The organism is Shewanella sp. TB7-MNA-CIBAN-0143 (assembly GCF_040310065.1).
In the GTDB taxonomy this organism is placed as follows: Bacteria; Pseudomonadota; Gammaproteobacteria; order Enterobacterales; family Shewanellaceae; genus Shewanella.
Genome location: NZ_JBEOPL010000004.1, coordinates 60,124 through 85,512, shown reverse-complemented (window position 1 = coordinate 85,512; position 25,389 = coordinate 60,124). Strand labels below are relative to the sequence as shown.

Below are 25,389 nucleotides of genomic sequence, written 5' to 3'. Positions count from 1 at the left end.
TTTGATGTTGCCTGTTTGTTAGACAAAAAGTACATCAGAGGCTAATCTAATATCAAACAATTCGATTGAGTATTTACTATTCGCTTCTTAATGATCTTTTTATTCTTTTATAGTTTTCACGTTACAAGTAAACCTATTGAATTATCAGATGTTGTTGAAGAGTTATTCATTAACGAACACGTCAGTATTCTGCAGGTTGCGAGTGATGATGTTTCGTTTGAGAATGCGTTTATCCAATACCAGCAAGGACAGTTTGCTCCAAATATTGACGGAAAAGTCAGTTTTGGTTTTACTCATGATGTACTTTGGGTGTCTGCGTTGATTAATAATTCAACAAGAAAACCACTAAAAAAGTTTTTTTATCTCGACTCTGCTTGGTTAGATCACGCAGATTTCTATTTTATTCGACAGAGTCAGGTAATAGAAAAAGCATTTACGGGTGACGCCATCCCCTTTAGCCTGCGAACAAATCAAACTCGAATGGTAGCTCAACCGCATGTATTTAAACCCGGTATAACTCAGGTGTTAATGCGGTTTGAGTCAAAAGACCCTTTGTTGATCCCACTGTATTTAACGACCGAAGAAATCATTCAAAGTAATTTAGAAGTGACGAATTATTTTTATGGTTTTTTATACGGCGCTTTTTTTATCTTATTCGTTTATAACATTGTGCTTTCTGTAAGCTTAAAAGACAGTAGCTATATATATTATTCTTTGTATTTATTGTCATTTTTAAGTTTAAATATCGCTTACACGGGCCATGGTTTTAAAGTTATCTGGCCAGAAAATTTGTTTGTGCAGCGCTGGGCAATGATACTTTTTTTATATTGTTACATCATTTTCGGTATCGCGTTTTGCTTTGAGTTCCTTAAATTAAAAGTCTATTTACCTAACGTATATCGTTTTAATAAAACGATATACGCCTGTCTGGTGTTGTTAGTTGTGTCGCTGTTTATATACGCAGATCAATTACTCGCCGTTAATGTTGGTGTGGCATTGACTTCATTATTAGTCGTTATTTTTATTAGCTTAGGTTTTTTAGCCTTAAGAAATGGCCATGCAATGGTCAAATTTTTTATCCCTGCGGTATTTTTAGGTGCGGGTGGTGCAGCCCTTTCTGCCGCAACAACTTGGGGTGCTATTCCGTATAACACGATGTTATTTCACAGTATTGAAGTAGGCATGCTGATTGAAATGTTTATTTTAGCCTTGGCGTTAGCGTTTAATTTAAAACAAGTTGATAAAGCGCGGATTACAGCCGAAGTCATCGCGCAAGTAGATCATTTAACCGGGTTATATAATCGTCGTGCTTTTATTGTCAATGCCAGTCCTCTGTGGGATCTTGGCATGAGAGAACAAAAAACATTTTCAATGATCCTGTTAGATATCGATTGGTTTAAAACAATAAACGATGATTATGGTCATGCTGTAGGTGATGCCACCCTTAAAAGTATTGCTGATACACTAAAGCAACATATTAGAAATAGTGACGTGTTAGCGCGTTGGGGTGGAGAAGAGTTTATTATTTTTTTACCTAATACCGACAAATTAGCGGCTATTCAACTGGCTAATTTTATTCGTAAAAAAATTGAAAAAATGGTTGTGTTACATGATGGCTGTTCGTTATCAATAACCGCAAGCTTTGGTGTTGCAGAGTGTAATAATCAAATGACAAAATTAGAAGACCTCACCAAAATTGCCGATATAGCATTATACAGAGCTAAAAATAGTGGACGTAATATTGTCTGTGAAATACCGGAAAATTTAACAAGCATAGATCGAGTTGTAGGGCAAAGTCAGCCAATCAGTTAGGTTGCGGTTAGGCTCACTGATCATGAAGTCTGTTCCGCTTCATCATGCTAAAATGCCCCGCTGTAGTATATTGATATTATTTTTTAATCATCCCCTTAAGTACAATATTGTCATAAGTGACAAAACCTAAAATCTCACCCGCTTCAATCACCGGCGCTTTATTGATATTAAAACGTTCAAAAAGTCGAGCCGTGTAGCGTACGTCCATATCAGCAGACAATGAGAGCACTGGCTTTATCATGATTTCGTAAATGTTGGTACGCTCTGGTGACTTGTCTTTGGCTAACACTTTGCGGGCGATATCGCTCATGAGTACCATGCCGAATTCGTCATGCTCATTGCGTTTATTTACCACTAATATATTCACGTTATTGCTAATGGCTTCTTGGATCGCTTCGGCCACTGTGTGCATACCATCAACCATGACGTACTGGTTATTCATGACGTCGCGGTTACGTATAGGGGTTGTGCTACTCATATTTGATCCTCAATGTCTTTACTCAACTTTTGAACCTGATGGGCCACACCAACGGCATCCTCAACATCAATTTGTATCGCAATACCTTTGCCTGAATTAGTGTCAAATTCACCTACATTTGAAATGGTTTCGAGAATGTTGCGGCTCATGTGTTCTTCTACCAACCATAAAATCACATCACGCTGAACATCTAAGGTAAGCCCCATAAAGGTTTTCTTTTTTTCTAAGCCTTCACCGCGAGCATGATTAATTACCGTGGCACCCGTTGCACCTGCAACACGCGCTGCATCAAGTACCTTATCGGTACAGTCATCGTCGACAAAGGCGACAATTAATTTAAAGCGCATAGGTTACTCCTTAGTGGCTTTTCGTTTGGATAAATAGTCAACCGCTTGGGCGTACCCCATTACAGTGATCATCGGAAATAAACTGGCAAAGGCAATCAAGCCAAAGCCATCAATTAATGGATTACGGCCTTCAACATTGGTGGCCAGTCCAAGTCCTAATGCCGCGACTAATGGAACCGTTACCGTTGAGGTGGTTACGCCACCAGAGTCATAAGCTAAAGGGACAATCATTTTGGGGGCATAAAAGGTTTGAATGACCACCACAACATAGCCGGCCATAATGTAATAGTGAATGGGATCACCAACCACAATACGAAAACAGCCTAACGTAATCCCAATCGCCACGCCAAATGCCACTGACATTCGCAGACCTTGAATGCCAATGGTGCCACCAGAGACTTGGTTGGCTTTGATGGCCACTGCGATTAATGACGGTTCTGCGATGGTGGTGCTAAAACCGATTGCGGCGGCAAACACATAAACCCAAAAGTAGTCTTGCCAAATATACGGCTCATTGCCACCATCAGGGTGTAAAAACTCGCTGGTGGTCAATTGATTGGCCATGCTCTCACCGATAGGGAATAGCGCCAATTGTAAGCCCACGAGAAAGAAGGTGAGGCCGATAATCACATAAAAAAATCCAAGCAATACTTTACGCCATTGGTTTATTGGGCGTTTAAGCACGCCCAGCTGAAAGCCAAATAGAATTATCGCAATAGGTATGACATCACGAGCAGTCAGTAATAAAGTGCTAATCAGTTCATTTAGCAAAACCACTCCTCATTTTATTGGCGATAGCGATCACTGCAAAAACACCATGCCGTATAGCAATACAAAAATCATTGGACTAAGACTGGCAAAAGCAATTAATCCAAAGCCATCTACCATTGGATTACGACCTTTAATGACGCTTGCCAGGCCGACCCCTAGTGCAGTGACTAAAGGCACAGTAATGGTCGATGTGGTGACGCCACCAGAATCATAAGCGATACCAATAATGTTGGCTGGTGCAAAGCTGGTGAGGATCATCACCAACACGTAACCGCCAATAATGAGGTAATGGATTGGCCATCCCTTAAGAATACGAATGACCCCAAGTAAAATGGCCAGACCAACCGAGACAGCGACGGTTAATCGTAAGCCCATCGCATAAGAACTCATGGCTTGTTGGTTTGACTCTATCGCACCAGCATTCGCGGCAACCTGCGCTGCTTCGTTTGCAACAGCCGTAAGAGCAGGTTCTGCTAATGTGGTGCCAAAACCTAACGAGAATGAGAAAATAACTAACCAAAATACACTGCCTTTTCGTGCTAATGCTTCAGCCAGTGATTCGCCAATCGGAAATAAACCCATTTCCAAACCAAATACAAAAAAGGTCAGTCCCAATACAATAAACACCACACCCACAAGAATAGATCCAAGTTGTGCAGGCGCTTGATGAAGCACAAATATTTCAAAAAAACTGACCACTAAAATAATAGGAATAAGGTCTTTGAAGCTGCTTAACATCGCTTGGAGCAATTTGATGATGGCTGACATCTTGGCTCCTGTAATGGTTTCGCTGACATAAATAGCCAGCAACTAAATTAGTGTGCCTATGGAACAATATTTCACAACATATTGTTTACAATTATTTACAGTAAGTTGACGTAGGTCATAAAAATGGGTAAAAGTGGAGGGCTGTTTATTAAAATATTACTCGACCAGTATTTTGCGAAGTGCGAGAAAAGGTTAAGGATAAAATCAAAAAGGATTTAGAACGTTATGAAGACACTTTTACGCTTATCGATAGCAGCGGCTTTTATGAGCCAATTTGCTTATGCTGAACCAGCAAATACAGAAGCTTTTTCACACGCTTACCAGCAATACAATGTTTCTGTTGAAAACCACAACAACCAAGATACGCTGAAATATGCGCAGCAAGCCTATGAGTTAGGTCAAATTAAATTCGGTCAAGACAGCTTTGATAGCGCTAAGTTAGCCATTAATTATGCAAATGCGGTAATGGTTGAACCTAAGAAAAAGAATCAAGGCCGTGTTATTGAAGATGAAGCGACGCTTAAAGCGCATCAATTATTTACTTCTGCATTAGCTGTATACCGTGAAAACGTGACCGATAATGGTATCGAGTTAATCGATCCTTTGATTGGGTTAGCTGAATCGACAACAGATGATAAATACGCGAAAACGTTATTATTTGAAGCAATAGAGATTGCAGAAAAAGCTGACAATGAGTTAACGGTTGCCGAAGTAAAACTCATTACGTTTCATCGCTTATCGCATACCGAGTATTATACCCGCACAGTGAGAACTTTGGCGTTTGACGCTTACGATATTTATACCAGTAAGTTACCAGAAGATGCCATTAAACGAGTTGATGCTACTTACCTCGTTGCTGCGTTATATGATTCCATGGGTAAGCCAAGTCAAGCAATTACAAATTTAGTTGAAGTTATCAAACAATATCAGGCATTACCTTATAGTCATCCTTATGAACTTCGTGCGCATGCCTTGTTAGTGAAACTGTATGAGCAAAAAGGCCTAGGAGATAAAGCCACTGAGCATTGTATTGCGATTGGTAAAATGACGCCATGGAATGACCAACAAGAACAAACCCCGTTATTTAGAAAACCACCAAAATACCCGCAATCATATGCCCAAAGAAGAAAATCTGGTTGGGTGCAAGTTGAGTTTACAGTTGATGAAAATGGTTTTGTTAAATCACCTGAGATCATTGACTCTAAAGGTGGCACCCAGTTTGAAAAAGAATCGATAGAAGCGCTTAGTCAATGGCGTTATGCGCCTAAATTTGTTGATGGTAAGCCAACAGAAGCAAAATCTACCGTTCAGCTTGATTTCACCATAGGTTAATACCTAAGCCAGCTTGTGTTATACCAATCTCATTGGTTATGTTTAACTTAAGTTAACCAATACAAGCTGAGCATGCCAACACACACAACAACGAAGCTAGTTTCGATTAGGAACTGGCTTTTTTGTAGCTGTTTTTTACCTTGATTTAAAATAGTCACCAATTGGTTTTGTTTGTAAATACGGCAAGAGACTAATTCTGTTTGTGGATCGACTATTAATTGAAAACGACACTTTTTGCCATTATTAAGCAGTACATCATGCATGCTTTGTAAACCAAAGTTGAACTTGCGTGACACCACTTTGCCATTAATAAATACTCGTTCTAGTCCGCACCAATTACTCGCTTGCAACTCAATGTTGTCTTGATTGAGGTGGTATGTAAACTTAATCATAATGCTGTCCTTATCACATGATAGCCACGAGCCCTGTGTCTAATAAAAGCAGAGTAATGTGACATTTTCCAGCATATAAATATGAACAATTTACGAAATGAAGCTATCTAGTTGGCAAGCTTAGTAATATTTATTTTTTGGAAGAGCTATTGCCAAAATATGATTTTTCGGCATTTAAATATTAGCGGTTGATGATAAATGAAGCAGGGTTGTATTGTCGGAATATACGGATAATATACGGAACTTATACATGAGTATTCGATCAAAAGAACAGATCAAAAGAACAGTTCAAAAATACAGTAGTAACAGGCAGACTATTTTTTGTTAACGATTAAATAGATGAAAAGCAGACCATTTACTTCACGTAATAGGCCTTCAATAGATCTTTCCAAGTAATAATGCCCACGATGGTGTTGTTGTCTAATACCGGTAAACACCCTATATCGTGGTCTAAAATAAGTCTGGTTGCTTGGTTGATATCGCAATGAGGAGCAATAGTGAATGGATTGTGAGTCATGACTTGATGAACCCTTTTATGCAGGGTTTCAGTGTCTCTAATTAATTCAGCAGCGGTACCGATATTAGGACTGAGTGCCCGTAGAAAGTCCCGATGAGACAATATGCCGCTCAATTGCTCGTTATCAACCACGAGTAGATGATGAAAGCTGACATTGTCAAAAATTTCTTTGGCCAGTGTCAGCCGGTCATCCATCTCTATGGTAACCACTCGCGTAGTCATGATGTCCGCGACACAGAGATGTTTAGTCGGGTTATCAGGTAATGTCTCTGTCAACAATTCAGTAGCAGTTGTCATAAGCGATTCTCCACGTATTTATTCTTTTATATCAGATAAATATCAGTGTAACAATCATTTAACGGCCAATGACAACGACTTACTCACGTTATAAGCTTGTATCTGGTCAAGATGCAATTTTGTTTTCAGGTAAATGACCAGCCAAGTATTTTTGATATTTTATCGGCTTTAACTGATGAATATCGACTAACACTAAACCATCGATACAGTCACCAAACTCTGCATCAATACCAAAGTCGAGAAACTGTACGCCATTGTTGTCGCACAATTCGCCATATTGCTTAAATAACGTCGGTACTGATACACCCATATTCGATAGCGTCCGTTTGAGTATTTTAAAGTTCTCAGCATAGTCATCGCCATTAAATAACTGATGCAATTGATGCTGACGTTCGTCGGTGAATTGATATGAATTAAATGAAGTCGCTAAAACGTGTTTGGTGGCAAAATGATGTTGGTAAAAAAATACCAGCATCTCTTTGGCGGGGACAGGTAGACTATCGCTTAGCGACACAGGCCCAAAGAGGTAACGATACTGTGGGTTTTTAATTAAAAATGCACCAATACCTTGCCACAAATATTCTAAACTACGGCGGCCCCAATATTTAGGTTGCACAAAGCTGCGGCCAAGTTCGAGTCCTTGGTCAAAATAGGGAGCAAACGCATCGTGGTATTCAAATAGTGATTGGCTATACAGCGCATTTTCACCAATGGATTCGTGGAGCATTTTGGCACTGGCAAAACGATAGGCACCCACAATCTCTAATTCGTCTTTATCCCATAACACTAAATGAAAATAGTGATTATCATATTTATCGGTATCGCGACGTTTACCGGTACCTTCGCCCACGGCTCTGAAGGCGATTTCACGAAGCCGGCCAATCTCACGCATAATAGGACTGCTGTGAGTATGCTTGTATAAATAGATTTGTTTATTGTCTTGGGTTTTACCGAGCAATTCGCATTGTTGTAATGCTTGTTGTAGCTCACTGCGTTTTTCAGGATGAGCAATGGCATTTTGGGTAATGAATAACGGACTGCGATTTTTACCAATGCGATATAAATGATTTTTAAGCAGATTCACTTTAGTTTTAAGCGGAAAGTCTTGAGTGCTGACAACTTCTTTTGCTATTAATTGGCCAATCCGCACTGGCATCACATGATCCATTTGTTTAAACATTTCTTTGACCAGCAATAACGTCGCTAATGGTTTGTAAATCATTGAAGCACCATAAAATGTAGCGGAGTTCTTTGCATCAACATACATAGGTAAAAGCGGCGCATTACAGGCGCGAGCCATTTTTAAAAATCCGCTGTGCCAATGTAAGTCAGTGACACCCGTAGGGCGTAAACGCGATACTTCACCTGAGGGGAAAATCAATACCGCACCTTCATTTTTGAGGTGATGATGAATTTCATTTAAGTGCTGTTTCGGTGTTCCACCAGTCATGTTACGTACTGGCAATAAAATGGAATGAAGCGGTTTAATGGCCATTAGTAATTCATTGGCAACGACCTTGATGTCTGGTCTCACCTGACTAATCAGTTTGATTAATGCCAGCGCATCAAGTGAACCGATAGGGTGATTGGCGTAGATCACCACTCGACCTTCAATGGGAATATTTTCAATTTCGTTATTGGGGACGCTGTAACTGAAATTCAAACAGGCAAGAATTTGTTCAACAAAATCGACCCCGGATAAATGCGCATGTTCGTTGGCAATGTCATTACACTGCTTTTCATGAAGCAAGTAACGCAACATGGCTTTAGTCGGCACGGCTAACCAAGGCTTGTTATGCACATTTGGCAGGTTTTTTTCGACCATATTATCAACAGTAAATATCATATTTTAGCCTTATTTATGCAACGTGCTGTTTTTGGGGCGTGATGATTGATGTAGCCTCTGAACTGCCAAAATCAATCGTGTTTACTGCTGTAGCTTGCAACGTTTGTTCATCCCACTTAAGCAACTGCACATCTCCAGATTCTGTCTCTGCTATGAGAGTACAATTTTCAACCCAATCACCATCATTTGCGTAAGTGATGATGTGGTTATTAATCGTATGCTGTGATAATTCTGGCTGATGAATATGGCCACATATCACCATGTCGACTTGTTTTTTAATGGCATAGCGCAGTACGGCATCTCGGTATTGGTTAATGGCTTGCTGAGCTTTGTTGACGCGGAGTTTTATGTAGCTGGCTAGTGACCAATATGGATATCCTAGGCGGCTTCTTACTCTGTGTAACTGACGATTTAGCCACAACAACACATCATATAAATGGTCGCCTAATTTTGCGTAGGTACGACTAACACATACTTGTGAGTCAAATTGATCGCCATGAAGTATTAAAAAACGTTTACCACTCAGAGACTGATGAATATGCTGTTTAACGAGGGTAATACCTCTGAAATGACTGTCGGCATAATCTTTGAAAGCCTCATCATGATTACCTGGTATGTAAATAACTTGGGTGCCACTACTGGCCAGTTCGAGGATTTTTTGTATCACTTTATTGTGGCTGTCGGGCCAATAAACACGTTTTTTCAGTGCCCAGATATCGACAATGTCACCGACTAAATACAAGTATTGGCATTGGCTATGATTGAGGAAATGTAATAAAAAGTCTGCTTTACAATCAATGCTGCCTAGATGAACATCCGATATCCACAACGCATGAAAATGCTGAATTTTGTCACTATGCGTTAAGTGAGATAAAGGTTGCCGTTGTTGATTGCTTTTTTTGCTGTGTGAGATCATCCGTCATTCACCCTAATACACAGATTGCGTCAGTGTTGATGTAGAGTAGGGCAGTTATTTGACGCTAAGGTGAACGATTTGTTGCAACTTGATGAACCCGTCACCAGCAATATCTGGAGGGAGGAGTAATAAAAAAGGAAATGCACAGGCATTTCCTTTTAGCTTTTTTTATAAAGTTATGTTTATAAATTGATTTTTATAAATGCATGTTTATAAAGTTATATTAAGGGATTCAAAAGCCTTAATATCAAGCTGATTAACTATCTTGCGGCATCAATAATTGCTTTAGCCATTTCATCGGCTACAGAACCGGTAGTGCGGTTCTCGCTATCAGCACGTTCAAAAATAGTCAGCAGGGTATTGTAAATCTGCTCAACCTTGGCGGTAGAGGCTGCAGCGTCATAGTTTTTCTCAAATGACACATTGATAATTCCGCCAGCATTAATCACGTAATCTGGCGCGTACAGAATACCCATTTGCTTGAGTTTTTCACCGTGGCGAACTTCAGCTAACTGGTTATTGGCACAACCGGCAACAATGGTCGCTTTTAGTAATGGTAAGGTTGTGTCGTTAAGTGTTGCACCTAATGCACAAGGCGCATAGACATCAACATCCTGGGTATAGATATCTTGTGGAGCAACAACTGTTGCACCAAATTCGGTTGCAACACGGTCAAGCGAGGCTTGATGAATGTCGGTAACAATCAGTTCAGCGCCTGCATCATGTAAATGCTTACACAAGTAATAACCAACGTGTCCCACGCCTTGCACAGAGACTTTAATCCCCTTTAGGCTATCAATGCCGCGTTGATGTTTTACGGCGGCTTTAATGCCAAGGTACGTGCCTAACGCGGTAAGTGGCGATGGATCGCCTGATTTACCTTCAAGTCCAGCAACAAATTCAGTTTCACGACTGGCTATCATGATGTCTGATGTCGATACGCCAACGTCTTCTGCAGAATAATATTTGCCACCTAAACTGTTCACAAAGCGCCCAAATGCAAGGAATAACGCTTCGCGGTCGGTTGTTTTAGGATCGGCGATGATCACTGCTTTACCGCCACCCATGGTGAGACCGGCTAACGCATTTTTATAAGTCATTCCACGAGAAAGACGTAATACGTCTGTTAAGGCTTCATCATCCGATTGATAGTTCCACATACGACAACCACCTACGGCAGGGCCTAGGTTAGTGTTATGGACTGCAATTATGGCTTTTAAACCACTTTGTTTATCATGACAAAAGACCACTTGTTCGTGTTCATCGAACGAAACATGATTAAAAACTGCCACGTGACATCTCCGCTTGCTAGCTTGTTAAAGTAAAGTTCTCACACCTTCTGTTAATTGAGTACAAAAGGCGCAAACGACTGCTTGTTATATTTATTGCAGCACGATAGCATTTAGCGATACTCTCAACAAAGCATGATTTAGTTATTTTTGTCATTGATGTGGAAATTTAGCTTGCCACCTTACGTAAACGTAAAGTAACTTGTGTTGCATCAGTGTTTTTGAGATTGAATATCAGGTTGCATTTTTGTTCTAACCTGTAATATAACAATAAGATAGGAAGTATTATGACTGAAGAAGTAGCAGAGCCGGTTGCACAGCCAACACCAGAGCCTGAGGCATTAAGACAAGAGTGGGTTCGTACTCAATTTCAAAAGGCGAACCGTTTTTTGGCTGAGAAAGGGGTGATCCCAAGTAAAGTACTTGCTGACGAAAGCCGTTATCTTGCTCCTTATTTAGCCATTTGGAAGATGGAATCGAAGCAACCTAAAAAACAAACATTTTGGGTAATGTCTGGTGATTTACCTTCGGATTATGTTGATGTGAAAGTCGCGGCAACAGCTCGTGATGCGATTAGACATTTTTCAATGATGTGGCAACTTAAAGCAGAGAACTTGCACAAGTCGGGTGTAACCAAAGATCCTACTCAACTTAAGTTTGCACAATTATTGGTGTCGCGAGCAGAAAGCTTATATAAAATGAATCAAGATGAGAAACTGTGGGGGTAATGCCCTGAGCCACTAGTAACTTGACGTAATAAACATAAAAAAGGCACTCACAGTGCCTTTTTTATTATCTTGAGCTTGATAGAACATATCGATGAGCTCTTATTGATAGCCGCCATCAAGCTCAGTGACTTATATGCTAATGATTACTCGCAATCGTCTTCGGCTAAATAGAATAACCCTTGATTGAGTAATTCGGTTAGAACATCCATTGCCGCTGGGTTGGCTGTGAATAAACCGGCCTCTTCAGGCGTGATCCTGACCTGGTTAGCCAATAGTTGTAACATGTCATTTGTAACATTAGTAAAGGTGTACACTTCACCATTAATAAACAAACGCTGCTCATTATCATTTTCTAACTGCAATACTTTCAAACCACCAATGCGTTGAATTATCGCGCCTTGCTCAATCGCTTCCAATAACTCATCGGCCGTTAATGGCTCTTCGCCTTCACAGATATCAAGTTCGAAACGATTTTGACTCAGTAACTTACCTAGCATGGTTTGATAGCTGGCTGGATCTTGAGCCAATTGGGTCAATAAATCCATAATACCCTGCTGGTGTGATTGGCTAATCATCCCTGGTGTTGCTGGCTCATCCACAGAATTAAAACGTTTTTGGCCTTGGTTGCTGTCGATTAAACTATCAGCGAGTTCAGTTAATAGTTCTTGTTGGCTAGGCGCTCTAAAACCAATCGAATATGACAAGGCTAGCGATAGCGTTTCGCCGCAATGTGGGTATCCTGGTGGAATGTAGAGCACGTCGCCTTTTTGCAATACCACATCGATAATCGGTTCAAAGTCATCAACTAGCGGTGAGTTAGGGTTATCACCACGACGCTTATGTTGACCTTTGTCGCCCACTTTCCAACGACGTTCGCCATCGCCTTGAATGATAAACACATCGTAGTTATCGATATGCGGCCCAACACCACCACCTGGCGTGGCAAATGATGCCATTAAGTCATCAAAGCGCCAGTCTGGTAAAAATCGAAATGCTTCGACCAGAGGCTGAGAATCTGGATACCAATGGTTGACGGCTTGAACTAATAGCTGCCAGTTGTCTTCACCAAATTGGTCATAGTCTTCAAATGGACCTTGAACCACGTCCCAGTCATCACCTTTTGTGACCACAACGCGTGATGATATTTCTTCTTCACAGGCTAGGCCGGCAAGTTCATCTGCTGCGATAGGATCTTGAAAGTCGACAAAAGCCTGTTTGATTACAAGTGGTTTTTGCTGCCAATGCTGTTTAATAAAGGCTTGGGTATCAATATTTAATGTGTACATCATTGACCTCAGGTCGAGATAATTAACGAGTGGTAATACAATAAAAAAGCGGCCACATATGCGACCGCTAATGGTATGTATAAGCTTATAAGACTATTTTAGCTCATCAACAAAGGCTTCTGCGCGGCCAATGTAGTTTGCTGGGGTCATCTTTTTCAATTCAATTTTTACGTGTTCTGGTAATTCAAGACCATCGATGAATACTGCAAGTTGTGCAGCATCAATACGTTTGCCACGCGTCAGTTCTTTTAACTTCTCATACGGTTTTTCAATACCGTAACGACGCATTACGGTTTGTACTGGCTCTGCCAATACTTCCCAGTTTTTGTCTAATTCAGCTAAAAGTTGTGCTTCATTCACTTCTAACTTGCTAATGCCTTTCAAGGTTGCTTGATATGCAATTAACGAGTGAGCCATACCAACGCCTAAGTTACGTAACACGGTTGAGTCAGTTAGGTCACGTTGCCATCTTGAAACGGGTAATTTAGCGGCTAAATGTTGCATTAGCGCGTTAGCGATACCTAAGTTACCTTCCGAGTTTTCAAAATCAATTGGATTGACTTTGTGCGGCATCGTTGATGAACCAATTTCGCCTGCGATAGTGCGCTGCTTAAAGTGGCCTAGTGCAACATAACCCCAAATATCACGATCAAAATCGATTAGGATGGTGTTGAAACGAGCAATGGCATCGAACAATTCAGCAATGTAATCATGTGGCTCAATCTGAGTGGTATACGCGTTCCAATTAATGCCAAGGCTGGTGACAAAACGCTGTGACAACTCATGCCAGTTTACTTCTGGGTATGCAGAGATGTGTGCGTTGTAGTTACCGACTGCACCGTTAATTTTACCCATAATTTCAACAGCGTTGATTTGGTTTAATTGACGATCTAAACGTACCGCAACGTTAGCCATTTCTTTGCCTAACGTTGATGGCGATGCTGGTTGGCCGTGGGTGCGTGACATTAACGGCACGCTTTTATTGTCATGAGCTAATTTTTTGATCGCATCAATAATCTGCTGACAATGCGGCACTAGCACTTGTTCACGCGCTTCTTTTAACATTAAGCCATGAGATAAGTTGTTAATGTCTTCAGAGGTACAGGCAAAATGGACAAATTCATCAATGGCGACTAACTCGGCATTATTGGCAATTTGTTCTTTAATAAAGTACTCAACCGCTTTAACGTCGTGATTGGTGGTGCTTTCAATCGCTTTAACGCGCAGGGCGTCTTGTTCGCTAAAGTTGTCCTTGATGCTGTCTAGCACGGCAAGGGCGGTTTCGCTAAAAGGGGGAACTTCTTCAATCTCTGGGCAGCTAGATAATAGCTTTAACCAGTTGATTTCAACTTGAACACGGTACTTAGTAAGACCGAACTCGCTGAAAATCCCTCGTAATGAGGCGGTTTTACTACCATAACGACCGTCTACCGGAGAGATAGCAGTTAGTGCGGAAAGATCCATTTGAAGCTCCTTGATGAACTTTGTTGTAGGGTGATTCGATTAATTGTTATTTTGGCTTTGTTTTGCTGTATCAAATATGGCCTTACGGGCAAACACTAAATGGCGGCGTTTGCCACCTAATTGGCGCCATAATACCGCACTGCGCATTGCAGCAAGCAGTAACGCACGAATTTTGTTTTGCACCTGAGGCTGTTTTAAGCAATCGGGATTACCTGATATTTGTAATTTAGGGCCTAATTCACTGATGATATCACTGTAAATACTGGCAAAATTGGCAAGTACTTGTTCATCGGTAATCGCAAAATGTGCCAGTTGGCGATGCACTTGATTGATGCGCTCTGCCAGCATACCCAAACCATTGGGCGAGCGGGCAAGCTTACGTTCAAGCGCTAATACGCCAACTAAGTAACGAGTGGTTTCGACATCTTTGTTACTGCCATCGCCGAGCTGATTTTGAATCAGTTGGTAGCCATTATCTAAAATGGCTTTATCTTGATAGACCTCAACTGTCGATTCAGGCTCTGTGACTAAAATAGTATTAAGCGTAGCAGCTAAGGCGTCTTTGTCACTTTCGCCGTGGCGTGCTAAATACTGCACTTGGCCAATCGCTTGTAAAATACCCGCGAAGGCCATAGTGCGTTCAAACAAGATGTTGTCTGGAGTTTGGCTCACGGATTATCCTCGAATTAAAGTATCGATTATGCCGCCACCTAAACAGATGTCACCATCATAAAACACGGCTGATTGCCCAGGGGTCACTGCGGCAACCGCCTCATCAAACATCACGGTAATATTGTCTGCGTCATCATAGGTGAGGGTACATCCAACATCACGTTGACGATAACGGGTCTTTACCGTAATCGTGCTGTTATTGGCTGGACCTTTACGATCAACCCAATGGAGCTGATTGGCAGTCATACCTGTTGACATTAAACGAGGGTGATTGCCGCCTTGCGCCACAATAAGCACATTACGGACTAAATCTTTTTCGACCACATACCATGGGTCTTCATTGCTGTTTTTCAGTCCACCAATGCCAAGGCCTTTGCGTTGTCCAAGTGTGTGATACATCAACCCTTGATGTGTACCAATCACTTCACCTTCCGATGTTTCGATATCACCAGGTTGTGCTGGTAAATACGTTGCTAAGAAGTCAGTAAATTTACGTTCACCAATAAAGCATATGCCAGTGCTGTCTTTTTTGTCGTGAGTAATGAGTCCCAGTTTTTGGGCTATTTCGCGTACTTGATGTTTTTCAAGTTCACCGACAGGGAATAAGCTGCGGGCAACTTGTTCGTGGCTTAAGGTGTATAAGAAGTAACTTTGATCTTTATTGCCATCAACCCCACGGAGCATTTCAACGCTGCCATCGCTATTATCACGACGACGAACATAATGGCCCATGGCGATATAATCAGCATCTAAAATGTCGTCGGCAAATTCAAGAAATGCTTTAAATTTGATTTCTTTATTACACATGATATCGGGATTAGGCGTGCGGCCTGCTTTGTATTCTGCTAAGAAGTATTCGAATACGTTATCCCAGTATTCGGCAGCAAAATTGACGGTGTGCATTTTTATACCTAGCTTGTCGCAAACCGCTTGAGCATCTTTTAAATCATCTGCTGCAGCGCAATATTCATCAGTATCGTCTTCTTCCCAGTTCTTCATAAACAGACCTTCAACTTCGTAGCCTTGCTGCATTAACAAGTAAGCTGATACTGAAGAGTCCACACCGCCGGACATGCCGACAATGACTTTTTTTCCGTTTGAAGTAGGGCTGAGTGATGTCATAAATCCTAAAAACCTTGAAGAAAGATAATGTATATATTGTGCCGCAATGCCGATGTTTCAAGGCGATTGTGCTAGATTTTTGCTAGTCGTTAACTTGAATACTATCTAGTTGTGAATATCGCAGAGATTATAGTTGCACATATCGAAGAGATTAATTGGTAAACGGTCAATTAATACGGCATTTGTGCGGCGCGTATTCTATCACGCATTCGCTTAATGGGCTATCTTGAGGCACATACAAATAGCCTAATACAAGCCATTAAAAATAATCTACATTGAGCAACGATAACGGCGTGTGCTGTGCGGAATGGTTTTTATCCGTTTGTTGTAAAAAATCTTCAATACTTTTTAGCACTAATGGGCTACGAAGCTGGTTGCCAAGGGCGATGATGTCTGCAAGATTAAGCCAATGGGTAGCGGTAATGGCATTATCACCGGGTGTGGCGTGTTGTTGCTCGGCCAGCTCAATACAAAATGTATAACGAACAAAGGCTAAATCTGTAGCTGCCCGAAATTGATAGATCCCTACTAAGGCTTGTGGTGTCAGCTCAAGTCCCGTTTCTTCAACAATTTCACGAGCGCATGCTGCAATAATCGATTCATTGGCCTCTAAATGCCCCGCTGGTTGGTTAAATTTAACCGCACCGTTGATGCATTCTTCAACCAATAAAAATTTACCTTGGCAGTGGATCACGCAAGCTACAGTAGTATTAGGTTTATAGCGTTCAGTCATATTTCCCTCTTGTATAAAGCGTCTGCCAGCGATTACATTGCCGTGCTGATCACTTTGTATTCACCATTTGGTAAATCATCTAGACACCATTTGCCTATTTTATAACGGATTAATCTTAAGGTTGGGTGACCTACATGTGCGGTCATTCTTCTGACTTGGCGATTTCTACCTTCACAAATTTGCACTTCCAACCAGGTTGTTGGAATGGCTTTTCGCTCTCGCACCGGCGGGGTTCTTGGCCAAATATCAGGAGATGTCATTACGCAAACTTTAGCCGGTAATGTCATGCCGTCTTTTAATTCAACCCCATTACATAAGGCATTGATTGCCTCATCTGATGGTTCTCCTTCCACTTGAACCCAATAGGTTTTAAAGGTTTTTTGCGATGGCTGGGTAAGCTTTGCCTGCAATTGTCCGTCGTTGGTAAGCAATAGCAAACCTTCACTATCACGGTCTAAACGTCCTGCTGCGTAAACATCGGCTACTGGAATAAAGTCTTTTAATGTTTGTCGGCCTGCTTCATCGGTAAATTGGCACAACACGTCAAATGGCTTGTTAAATAATACGATGACGGGATTTTCAGGCCGTGGTTTTTGTGGCGGTCGCGATTTTGCCCTGCCACGATTGGCTGTCGCACTTGTTGCCTCTGAATTAACTGGTTTTGTAGACGCGCCAGTTCTGTAAGTAGATGTTTTTTTAAATTGACTGAATTTACCGATTTTTGACATAAAGGTATGGTTAACATCCTTTGCTAATACAAGTGAGTGAAAAGTGAACGAATATAAATCTATTTATGGTAGTTTACTGCGTATTCGCCCTTAGTGGAATTTGAAAATTACTAAGAATGATCTATGATGTCCGCCTAAAAATTGTGATCTGTACCTAATTTATCATTCTGAGATATCGGCTTTAACCGCTAAATCTCAGAGGTTTGAGAACAAAATATAATAATAAAGGGATAGGGGATTTCACATACTTGGCTTATAAAAAAGTGTGCCATGGTCGCTGACCACGGTTAACTTGTGCGAGTGTTATCCACCAAAGCCCGTCAAATGCTTACGCAATTTATTCTAATAAATTATAAATTTACAATAATGTAGGAAACAAAATGAAAGATAACACTCCAACGATCATATACACAGAAACCGACGAAGCACCGGCACTTGCCACGCTGTCTTTATTACCGATTATCCGCACTTTCACTAACGCTGCTGGCGTAAAAGTTGAAACGCGCGATATCTCTTTGTCAGGTCGTGTTATTGCTAACTTCCCTGAAAAGTTAACCGCAGAGCAAAAAATTGCTGATGCGCTAACCGAATTAGGCGAATTGGCTAATAAGCCAGAAGCTAACATCATTAAATTACCTAACGTTAGTGCATCAATTCCGCAGTTAAAAGCCTGTATTGCTGAACTTCAAGCAAAAGGTTATGACATTCCTAACTATCCTGATGAGCCTAAAAATGACGCAGAAGTTGAAGCTCAATCGCGTTATGATAAAATTAAAGGTAGCGCGGTAAACCCAGTATTACGTGAAGGTAACTCAGATCGTCGAGCACCAACGTCAGTGAAAAACTACGCCAAGAAAAACCCACATTCAATGGGTAAATGGGCCAGCGACTCTAAGTCTCACGTTGCTCATATGAACGAAGGCGACTTCTATGGCAGTGAGCAGTCTGTCACTCTAGCGGCAGCTGATAAAGTCAATATCGTGTTGACTCAACAAGACGGCAAAGACGTTGTATTGAAAAGCGGCTTAGCGTTATTAGCGGACGAAATTATTGACTCATCAGTGATGAGCAAAAAAGCGTTAGTGGATTTTTATGCTCGTGAAATCGAAGCGGCAAAATCTGAAGATGTTTTACTATCTTTACACCTTAAAGCGACCATGATGAAAGTGTCTGACCCAATATTATTTGGTCTTGCCGTTAAAGTGTTCTTTAAAGATGTGTTCGATAAGCACGGTAAATTATTTGCTGAGCTAGGCGTTGATGTAAACAATGGTTTTGGTGATGTTTATGCCAAAATTAGCACGTTACCAGAAGCTAAACGTAACGAAATTGAAGCAGATATTGCTGCTGTTTATGCTGCTCGTCCAGCACTTGCGATGGTTGATTCTGATAAAGGTATCACTAACTTACACGTACCTAGTGACATCATTATTGATGCATCAATGCCTGCAGCTATCCGTTCTTCGGGGAAAATGTGGGGTCCTGATGGCCAGTTACAAGACACCAAAGCAATGATCCCAGATCGTTGTTACGCTGGTGTTTATCAAGAAACGATTTCGTTCTGTAAAAAGCACGGTGCATTTGATCCAACAACTATGGGCAGCGTACCTAACGTGGGCTTAATGGCTCAAAAAGCAGAAGAATACGGCAGCCACGATAAAACCTTTGAAATTAAAGCTACTGGTACGGTTAATGTGATTAACCAAGCCGGTGATGTGTTAATGAGCCATGACGTTGAAGCTGGCGACATTTATCGCATGTGCCAAGTGAAAGATGCGCCAATTCGCGACTGGGTAAAACTAGCCGTCAAGCGTGCACGTTTAAGTAATACACCAGCGGTATTTTGGTTAGACAGTAACCGTGCTCACGATGCTGAGTTAATTAAGAAAGTGGCTCAATATCTAGCTGAGCAAGATACTGCTGGTTTAGACATTCAAATAATGACGCCAGAGGATGCAACTCGCTTTACGCTAGAGCGCATCATCAAAGGTGAAGACACTATTTCGGTAACGGGTAACGTGTTACGTGACTACTTAACCGATTTATTCCCAATTCTTGAACTGGGTACCAGTGCTAAAATGTTGTCTATCGTGCCGTTAATGAATGGCGGTGGCTTATTTGAAACAGGTGCCGGTGGTTCAGCGCCTAAGCACGTGCAACAAGTCGAAAAAGAAGGTCACTTACGTTGGGATTCATTAGGTGAGTTTTTAGCACTTGCTGCGTCTTTAGAGCATTTAAGCCAAACGACCAATAATCCTAAGGCACAAGTATTAGCAGACACCTTAGATGTGGCAATTGGTGTATTCCTTGATACCAATAAATCACCATCACGTCGTGTAGGTGAACTTGATAACCGCGGTAGTCACTTTTACCTAGCGATGTATTGGGCACAAGCATTAACTGAGCAAACGGCTGATGCAGAGCTTGCTGCACACTTTGCACCTCTAGCTAAGTCATTGGCTGCAAATGAAACGGTTATTCTTGCTGAATTGAACGGTGCACAAGGCCCAGCAGTTGATTTAGGTGGTTATTACCGTTTAGATGCAGCTAAAGCCGAGCAAGCAATGCGCCCTAGTGCAACATTAAACCAGTTTGTAATTGGTTAATCTGCACAAGAGCTCTCCTAACTAGGTGTGAGTTATTCTGTTAATGAATACATCTTCAGTTGAAGGTGTATTAAATTGATTGAGTTGATGTTTTTTTAGGCAATAAAAAAGACAGGGATTAAAATCCCTGTCTTTTTGTTTTATAGTCTCACCAATTAGATTGTTGGCGAGATGGCTGAAGCATGCATTCCTTTGGGGCCTTCTTCAACTTCGAAGCACACAGGTTGACCTGCTTTTAAGGTACGATAACCTTCCATTTCGATAGTTGAATAGTGCGCAAATACATCTTCGCCACCCTGATCAGGGCAAATAAACCCGAATCCTTTGGCGTTGTTGAACCATTTAACAGTTCCGTTTGCCATACTTCCACTTCCTTCTGTTGTCTACTTACCAGTAAGATAGTAAAACTTATTATCCAGCGGTCTAGTATTCGCCGCCTAACAAACAGAATGAAATTTGTACGAAAATATGTCAAGTAGTAATTAACAAAAAAACAACATTTAATTAATTTAACGATATCAAGTGGTCGGGAACCAAACGAGAGGCTAGAATTAAACAATGGCTAAATTAGGCAATGTAGAACATATTGAAGGAAAGGTTGAATCTGAACTACAACCACCCCATATGTATAAAGTGGTGCTAAACAATGATGATTACACCCCGATGGACTTTGTGGTAGAAGTATTACAACGTTTTTTTGAGAAAAATGAACAGCAAGCTGTAGATATTATGTTAGCGATTCATAACCAAGGCAAAGGATTGTGTGGTGTATTTCCATTTGGGATTGCAGAAACAAAAGTTTTTCAAGTAAATCAGTTTGCAAGAGAAAACCAACATCCGTTACTGTGTACGTTAGAGAAAGTATAAAATCGATATCTCACAGTCTGTGGTTAAATTTAGGGGGTGCTTATGCTGAACAAAGACCTGGAAGTCACCTTGAACCTAGCGTTTCAGCAAGCTAGAGATTCACGTCATGAATACATGACGGTAGAACATTTATTATTAGCGCTGATTGATAATCCTTCTGCCTACGAAGCATTAATTGCTTGTGGGGCGGATGTTAATCGTTTACGAGAAGAAGTGGCTAATTTCATTCAACAAACCACGCCCATTATTGCAGAATCAACTGAAGAACGTGAAACACAACCCACTTTGGGATTCCAACGTGTTTTGCAACGAGCTGTATTCCATGTGCAATCGTCTGGTCGTAACGAAGTTTCTGGTGCCAATGTACTCGTCGCTATTTTTAGTGAACAAGAATCGCAAGCAGTGTATTTACTGCGTCGTTGTGATATTACCCGTTTAGATGTGGTTAATTTTATTTCTCATGGCATGTCAAAAGAAGATGATTCTGGCGAACCACAAGATCAAGAACGCATTGACGAACAATCTGAAAATCCAGAAGATCGCAGCATGTTGGCGCAGTTTGCTGCTAATTTAAATCAATTAGCCCAAGACGGCAGTATCGATCCATTAATTGGTCGTGATGCTGAAATTGAACGTGCTATTCAAACATTGTGTCGTCGCCGTAAGAATAACCCATTACTAGTGGGTGAAGCTGGGGTGGGGAAAACGGCTATTGCTGAAGGTTTAGCTTATCGTATTGTCAATAAGCAAGTGCCTGATGTTATGGCCAATGCAACGGTGTATTCGTTAGATTTAGGCTCATTATTAGCGGGCACTAAATACCGTGGTGATTTTGAAAAGCGTTTTAAAAGCTTATTAAAAGAACTCGCTGCTGATGAGCATGCCATTTTGTTTATTGATGAAATTCATACCATTATTGGTGCTGGTGCCGCTTCTGGCGGTGTGATGGATGCATCTAACTTACTTAAGCCATTATTATCGAGTGGTAAGTTACGTTGCATGGGCTCAACCACATTCCAAGAATATCAAAGCATTTTCGAGAAAGACCGTGCTTTAGCGCGTCGCTTCCAAAAGATTGATATTAATGAGCCTTCAGTTGCCGAAACCACCAAAATTTTGATGGGACTTAAATCTAAGTACGAAGAATACCATGGGGTGCGTTATACCCAAGCTGCCATCAGCAGTGCGGCTATTTTATCGGCCAAACACATAAACGATCGTCATTTACCTGATAAAGCGATTGATGTGATTGACGAAGCTGGTGCGCGCATGGTGATGATGCCGCAAAGCAAACGTAAGAAGACCATTGGTCAAGCGGAAATAGAGGCCATCATTGCTAAGTTGGCGCGTATTCCTGAGAAGTCGGTATCGTCGACTGACAAGGATATGTTACGTAACCTTGAACGTAACCTTAAGATGGTAGTATTTGGTCAAGACAAAGCGATTGAGAGCCTTAGTGCTGCTATACGCTTATCGCGCAGCGGTTTAGGTTCTGAGAAAAAGCCAGTAGGCAGCTTTATGTTTGCAGGCCCGACTGGGGTAGGTAAAACAGAAGTCACTAATCAATTAGCTAATTGTCTTAACCTTAAACTGATTCGCTTTGATATGTCTGAGTACATGGAACGTCATACCGTGTCACGTTTAATCGGGGCGCCTCCAGGTTATGTGGGTTATGACCAAGGTGGTATGTTAACCGATGCTGTGATTAAAAATCCGCATTGTGTGGTGCTACTTGATGAAATTGAAAAGGCGCATCCTGATGTATTCAACTTGTTACTGCAAGTGATGGATCACGGTACTTTGACCGACAATAATGGTCGCAAAGCAGATTTCAGAAATGTCACCTTAGTGATGACCACCAACGCTGGCGTACAAGAAACTATTCGTAAATCGATTGGTTTTAGACAGCAAGATCACACTCAAGATGCCTTAGCTGAAATCAATAAAGTCTTTTCACCTGAGTTCCGTAATCGCTTAGATTCAATTGTATGGTTTAATCATTTGGATATGACCGTTATCGCCAAAGTGGTTGATAAGTTCTTAGTTGAGCTTCAGGCACAGCTAGATGATAAGCGTGTCACGCTAGATGTTAGTGATGAAGCGCGAACCTTGCTTGCAGAGAAAGGTTATGACAAGTCGATGGGCGCACGCCCAATGTCACGTGTCGTCACTGAATTGATTAAACGTCCGTTAGCGGATGAGATTCTGTTTGGTGTGCTTGAAAGAGGTGGTATTGCGCATATTGACGTTAAAGAAGGTGAGATCAATATCGATTGCGAGTCGTTAGAAAAAGTCTCGTAGGAATCAATCCATATACTTGAAAATATGCCATTAAAAAAGATGACCCATGGGTCATCTTTTTTTATGTATGTTAATTGCGCCCAATACCGTTACTTATAAATAAGCCTTCAACTCAAAGCATTTCTTACTGTTCAATTCAATGGGTATTGATAGCAAAATGGGTATTCCCTTTTTAAATCAATAAACATAGTAGTGGATCGTATGAGGTGCTTCTGCAAAACGGATTACAACCATCGCGATGCCTGGTTGAATGCTCTGATAAAGGGATACCCATTACGTTGAACATTCGTCTTGTTTGATGCGTGTTGCTTTACGTTGAATACACTTTATTTATGCAGTTTGGTATAACAACAAAAAAACCGACAGGCAGTCGGTTTTTACATTGTTGAGGCTAGCGATTAACGTGCGCGGAAGACGATACGACCTTTTGATAGGTCATAAGGAGTCAACTGTACAGTGACTTTGTCACCCGTTAAAATACGGATGTAGTTTTTGCGCATTTTGCCAGAGATGTGGGCTATCACCACATGTCCATTTTCAAGCTCTACGCGGAACATTGTATTTGGCAAGGTCTCAAGGATAGTGCCCTGCATTTCAATGTTGTCTTCTTTCGCCATTAATTAGTTATCCCATTAGCCTTCAAATATGAAAAAATCGGGCGTATCATGCCCCAAAAACACTGAACTGTAAAGGGCGTTAACGAGAAAGAGCCGTAAGATTTTCACCAACTTGCCAACCGAGTGCTGTTAAAATTTGATACGGACGGTATTGACGTTTGTAGCTCATTTTCCGATTTTGATCAATTTGATAGCCTAAATATAAAAAACGTTTACCCAATGATTTTGCTAATTGGCATTGGATTAAAATCATCAGCGAACCTAATGAACGGTCGGCATAATCAGGATCAAAATAACTGTAAATTGCTGAGAAGCTGCTCATCATTTCATCGGTTACGGCTACCCCAATTAATCGCTCTTGATCAAACACCTCAATAAACATCGGCGGTAACCAATCTGATAATAAAAAATCATCATATTGGGTTGGCGATGCAGGAAACATTGGCCCATCGTTGTGACGTTCATTGATATAACGTTGATACAAATCATAGTGCTCTGGCCGTGAGGTATGAGTGACTTTCCAATGCAAATCTTGGTTGTTTTTTAAGGTTCTTTTTTGGCGTTTAGATAATATAAAATCATTAACATTCAATCTAATAGGCTGACAAGCTTGGCAGGAGGGACAACGAGGTTTGTAAATAGCATTGCCGTTACGACGAAAGCCCATCGTCAGCAGTTGTTCAAACAGCGCTGCGTCTATTTGCGGTTCTTGGATCACCAGCAATTGCTCTTTATTACCTTCAATATAATTGCAATCAAAAGGCTGGCTTATTCCAACGCTGACAGATTTAGAATTCAATAAACACCTCTTGTTTGTTCCACATTGACGCTGAAGTTGTACGATCTCTGTACTGATGAAGCACCGTTAAAAACTCGCTTCTAGGTAAGGCTTTAGCCCCAAGGCTAACTAAGTGAGGATTCATTACTTGCGCATCAATCAATTGAAAATCGTGTTTCACCAAGTGTTGATTCAGTATAGCAAAGGCTGCTTTTGATGCATTTGTTTGACGATGAAACATCGATTCACCGCAAAAAATACCGCCCACCGGAATACCATACAATCCGCCCACTAGCTGTTCGCCATCCCATACTTCAATAGAATGAGCACGCCCTTGGAGATGCAGCTCATAGTAGGCCATTTGTATTTCGGCCGAAATCCAAGTGCCATCTTGGGTGTTACGGGGCCCAGCACAACCGGCAACAACATCTAAAAATGCATGATTGATGGTAAAGCGCCATGAAGACTTTTTAAGAAATTTAATTAAGCTTTTACTGCCAAAAGGATGGCTTGGTGTGAACACCGCTCGAGGATCGGGAGACCACCACAAAATGGGGTCATTAGCGTTAAACCAAGGGAAAATACCTTGGTGATAGGCTTGTGCTAGGCGGTCTGGCCGTAAGTCTCCTCCGATGGCTAATAGACCATTCGGATCAGTAAGAGCTTGCTCTGGCGGCGGGAAGCCGATGGATTGATTTAAATAAGACAGTGAGTTCACAATT

General features: G+C 41.3%; 25 protein-coding genes. 6 read left to right on the top strand and 19 right to left on the bottom strand.

The genetic code is table 11. The features are described 5' to 3' along the window. Window positions 1–90 precede the first annotated feature (90 nt). A complete protein-coding gene (locus tag AAEY97_RS04600) occupies window positions 91–1,812 on the top strand; it encodes a sensor domain-containing diguanylate cyclase (protein ID WP_350996903.1) in 1,722 nt (573 codons plus the stop codon). Between the two features lie 76 nt (window positions 1,813–1,888). On the opposite strand, the gene AAEY97_RS04595 is transcribed toward AAEY97_RS04600, so the two are convergent. Genes AAEY97_RS04595 through AAEY97_RS04580 form a run of 4 tightly spaced genes read right to left on the bottom strand, consistent with a single transcriptional unit; the run spans window position 1,889 to window position 4,176 of the window. Continuing rightward, window positions 1,889–2,290 carry a CBS domain-containing protein gene (locus AAEY97_RS04595; RefSeq protein WP_101086943.1) on the bottom strand — a complete coding sequence of 134 codons (402 nt, stop codon included), beginning with the start codon at window positions 2,288–2,290 and terminating at the stop codon, window positions 1,889–1,891. After that, complete coding sequence (locus tag AAEY97_RS04590) at window positions 2,287–2,637, bottom strand: P-II family nitrogen regulator (RefSeq protein WP_011637728.1); 351 nt, start codon at window positions 2,635–2,637, stop codon at window positions 2,287–2,289. Before AAEY97_RS04590 ends, AAEY97_RS04595 begins: the two co-directional genes overlap by 4 nt. 3 nt (window positions 2,638–2,640) lie before the next feature. Continuing rightward, window positions 2,641–3,414 (bottom strand): DUF1538 domain-containing protein, encoded by a 774-nt coding sequence (locus AAEY97_RS04585; protein WP_350996900.1) that lies wholly within the window; start codon window positions 3,412–3,414, stop codon window positions 2,641–2,643. Between the two features lie 24 nt (window positions 3,415–3,438). Next, entirely contained in the window at window positions 3,439–4,176 is a 738-nt protein-coding gene (locus AAEY97_RS04580) for a DUF1538 domain-containing protein (protein WP_192115058.1), read from the bottom strand. 225 nt (window positions 4,177–4,401) lie between these two features. Between AAEY97_RS04580 and AAEY97_RS04575 the strand changes: the two genes are divergently transcribed. Beyond that, window positions 4,402–5,508: an energy transducer TonB gene (locus AAEY97_RS04575; RefSeq protein WP_162023300.1), complete on the top strand. Its 1,107-nt coding sequence runs from the start codon at window positions 4,402–4,404 to the stop codon at window positions 5,506–5,508. Between the two features lie 47 nt (window positions 5,509–5,555). On the opposite strand, the gene AAEY97_RS04570 is transcribed toward AAEY97_RS04575, so the two are convergent. The 5 genes from AAEY97_RS04570 to AAEY97_RS04550 form a co-directional block, all read right to left on the bottom strand. Beyond that, entirely contained in the window at window positions 5,556–5,900 is a 345-nt protein-coding gene (locus AAEY97_RS04570; protein ID WP_101086947.1) for a hypothetical protein, read from the bottom strand. 355 nt (window positions 5,901–6,255) lie between these two features. Beyond that, the gene (locus tag AAEY97_RS04565) at window positions 6,256–6,714 is read right to left on the bottom strand and encodes a CBS domain-containing protein (RefSeq protein WP_101086948.1); all 459 of its coding nucleotides are present in this window, start codon (window positions 6,712–6,714) and stop codon (window positions 6,256–6,258) included. Between the two features lie 106 nt (window positions 6,715–6,820). Next, on the bottom strand, window positions 6,821–8,560 hold the full coding sequence (gene olsF, locus AAEY97_RS04560) for a bifunctional ornithine lipid synthase OlsF (RefSeq protein ID WP_182743907.1): 1,740 nt from the start codon (window positions 8,558–8,560) through the stop codon (window positions 6,821–6,823). Window positions 8,561–8,573: 13 nt separating this feature from the next. Then, on the bottom strand, window positions 8,574–9,476 hold the full coding sequence (locus AAEY97_RS04555; RefSeq protein WP_101086950.1) for a UDP-2,3-diacylglucosamine diphosphatase: 903 nt from the start codon (window positions 9,474–9,476) through the stop codon (window positions 8,574–8,576). A gap of 260 nt (window positions 9,477–9,736) precedes the next feature. Continuing rightward, window positions 9,737–10,768, bottom strand: coding sequence for a Glu/Leu/Phe/Val dehydrogenase dimerization domain-containing protein (locus tag AAEY97_RS04550; RefSeq protein WP_101086951.1), 1,032 nt, complete (start codon window positions 10,766–10,768; stop codon window positions 9,737–9,739). 284 nt (window positions 10,769–11,052) lie between these two features. On the opposite strand from AAEY97_RS04550, the gene AAEY97_RS04545 reads away from it, so the two are divergent. Then, window positions 11,053–11,493, top strand: a complete 441-nt coding sequence (locus AAEY97_RS04545) for a DUF4826 family protein (protein ID WP_101086952.1) — start codon at window positions 11,053–11,055, stop codon at window positions 11,491–11,493. A gap of 143 nt (window positions 11,494–11,636) precedes the next feature. Here AAEY97_RS04545 and AAEY97_RS04540 read toward each other — a convergent pair whose 3' ends face one another. The 6 genes from AAEY97_RS04540 to AAEY97_RS04515 form a co-directional block, all read right to left on the bottom strand. Further along, the gene (locus AAEY97_RS04540) at window positions 11,637–12,779 is read right to left on the bottom strand and encodes a ribosomal protein uL16 3-hydroxylase (protein WP_350997099.1); all 1,143 of its coding nucleotides are present in this window, start codon (window positions 12,777–12,779) and stop codon (window positions 11,637–11,639) included. 93 nt (window positions 12,780–12,872) lie between these two features. Beyond that, window positions 12,873–14,243, bottom strand: a complete 1,371-nt coding sequence (gene purB, locus AAEY97_RS04535; protein WP_101086954.1) for an adenylosuccinate lyase — start codon at window positions 14,241–14,243, stop codon at window positions 12,873–12,875. Window positions 14,244–14,282: 39 nt separating this feature from the next. Next, window positions 14,283–14,915 (bottom strand): high frequency lysogenization protein HflD, encoded by a 633-nt coding sequence (gene hflD, locus AAEY97_RS04530; RefSeq protein ID WP_281047853.1) that lies wholly within the window; start codon window positions 14,913–14,915, stop codon window positions 14,283–14,285. Between the two features lie 3 nt (window positions 14,916–14,918). Further along, window positions 14,919–16,037, bottom strand: coding sequence for a tRNA 2-thiouridine(34) synthase MnmA (gene mnmA, locus AAEY97_RS04525; RefSeq protein WP_350996894.1), 1,119 nt, complete (start codon window positions 16,035–16,037; stop codon window positions 14,919–14,921). 259 nt (window positions 16,038–16,296) lie between these two features. Further along, complete coding sequence (locus tag AAEY97_RS04520) at window positions 16,297–16,770, bottom strand: NUDIX hydrolase (RefSeq protein WP_350996892.1); 474 nt, start codon at window positions 16,768–16,770, stop codon at window positions 16,297–16,299. A gap of 32 nt (window positions 16,771–16,802) precedes the next feature. Further along, on the bottom strand, window positions 16,803–17,498 hold the full coding sequence (locus tag AAEY97_RS04515; RefSeq protein ID WP_350996889.1) for a pseudouridine synthase: 696 nt from the start codon (window positions 17,496–17,498) through the stop codon (window positions 16,803–16,805). Window positions 17,499–17,878: 380 nt separating this feature from the next. Here AAEY97_RS04515 and AAEY97_RS04510 point away from each other — a divergent pair, with 380 nt between their 5' ends. Further along, window positions 17,879–20,104 (top strand): NADP-dependent isocitrate dehydrogenase, encoded by a 2,226-nt coding sequence (locus AAEY97_RS04510; RefSeq protein ID WP_350978053.1) that lies wholly within the window; start codon window positions 17,879–17,881, stop codon window positions 20,102–20,104. 155 nt (window positions 20,105–20,259) lie between these two features. Here the strand turns inward: AAEY97_RS04510 and cspD are convergent, their stop codons facing one another. Continuing rightward, window positions 20,260–20,466 (bottom strand): cold shock domain-containing protein CspD, encoded by a 207-nt coding sequence (gene cspD, locus AAEY97_RS04505; protein WP_011637711.1) that lies wholly within the window; start codon window positions 20,464–20,466, stop codon window positions 20,260–20,262. Window positions 20,467–20,662: 196 nt separating this feature from the next. On the opposite strand from cspD, the gene clpS reads away from it, so the two are divergent. Next, on the top strand, window positions 20,663–20,971 hold the full coding sequence (gene clpS, locus AAEY97_RS04500) for an ATP-dependent Clp protease adapter ClpS (RefSeq protein ID WP_101086959.1): 309 nt from the start codon (window positions 20,663–20,665) through the stop codon (window positions 20,969–20,971). A gap of 42 nt (window positions 20,972–21,013) precedes the next feature. Beyond that, a complete protein-coding gene (gene clpA / locus AAEY97_RS04495) occupies window positions 21,014–23,272 on the top strand; it encodes an ATP-dependent Clp protease ATP-binding subunit ClpA (protein WP_101086960.1) in 2,259 nt (752 codons plus the stop codon). 398 nt (window positions 23,273–23,670) lie between these two features. Here clpA and infA read toward each other — a convergent pair whose 3' ends face one another. The 3 genes from infA to aat all read right to left on the bottom strand — a co-directional run bounded on the left by infA (window position 23,671) and on the right by aat (window position 25,385). Beyond that, window positions 23,671–23,889, bottom strand: coding sequence for a translation initiation factor IF-1 (gene infA / locus AAEY97_RS04490; RefSeq protein ID WP_011496276.1), 219 nt, complete (start codon window positions 23,887–23,889; stop codon window positions 23,671–23,673). A 79-nt stretch (window positions 23,890–23,968) separates the two neighbouring features. After that, a complete protein-coding gene (locus tag AAEY97_RS04485) occupies window positions 23,969–24,688 on the bottom strand; it encodes an arginyltransferase (RefSeq protein WP_350978047.1) in 720 nt (239 codons plus the stop codon). Then, window positions 24,678–25,385, bottom strand: a complete 708-nt coding sequence (aat, locus tag AAEY97_RS04480; RefSeq protein ID WP_350996887.1) for a leucyl/phenylalanyl-tRNA--protein transferase — start codon at window positions 25,383–25,385, stop codon at window positions 24,678–24,680. The genes AAEY97_RS04485 and aat overlap by 11 nt, the downstream gene beginning before the upstream one ends. Window positions 25,386–25,389: the final 4 nt, after the last annotated feature.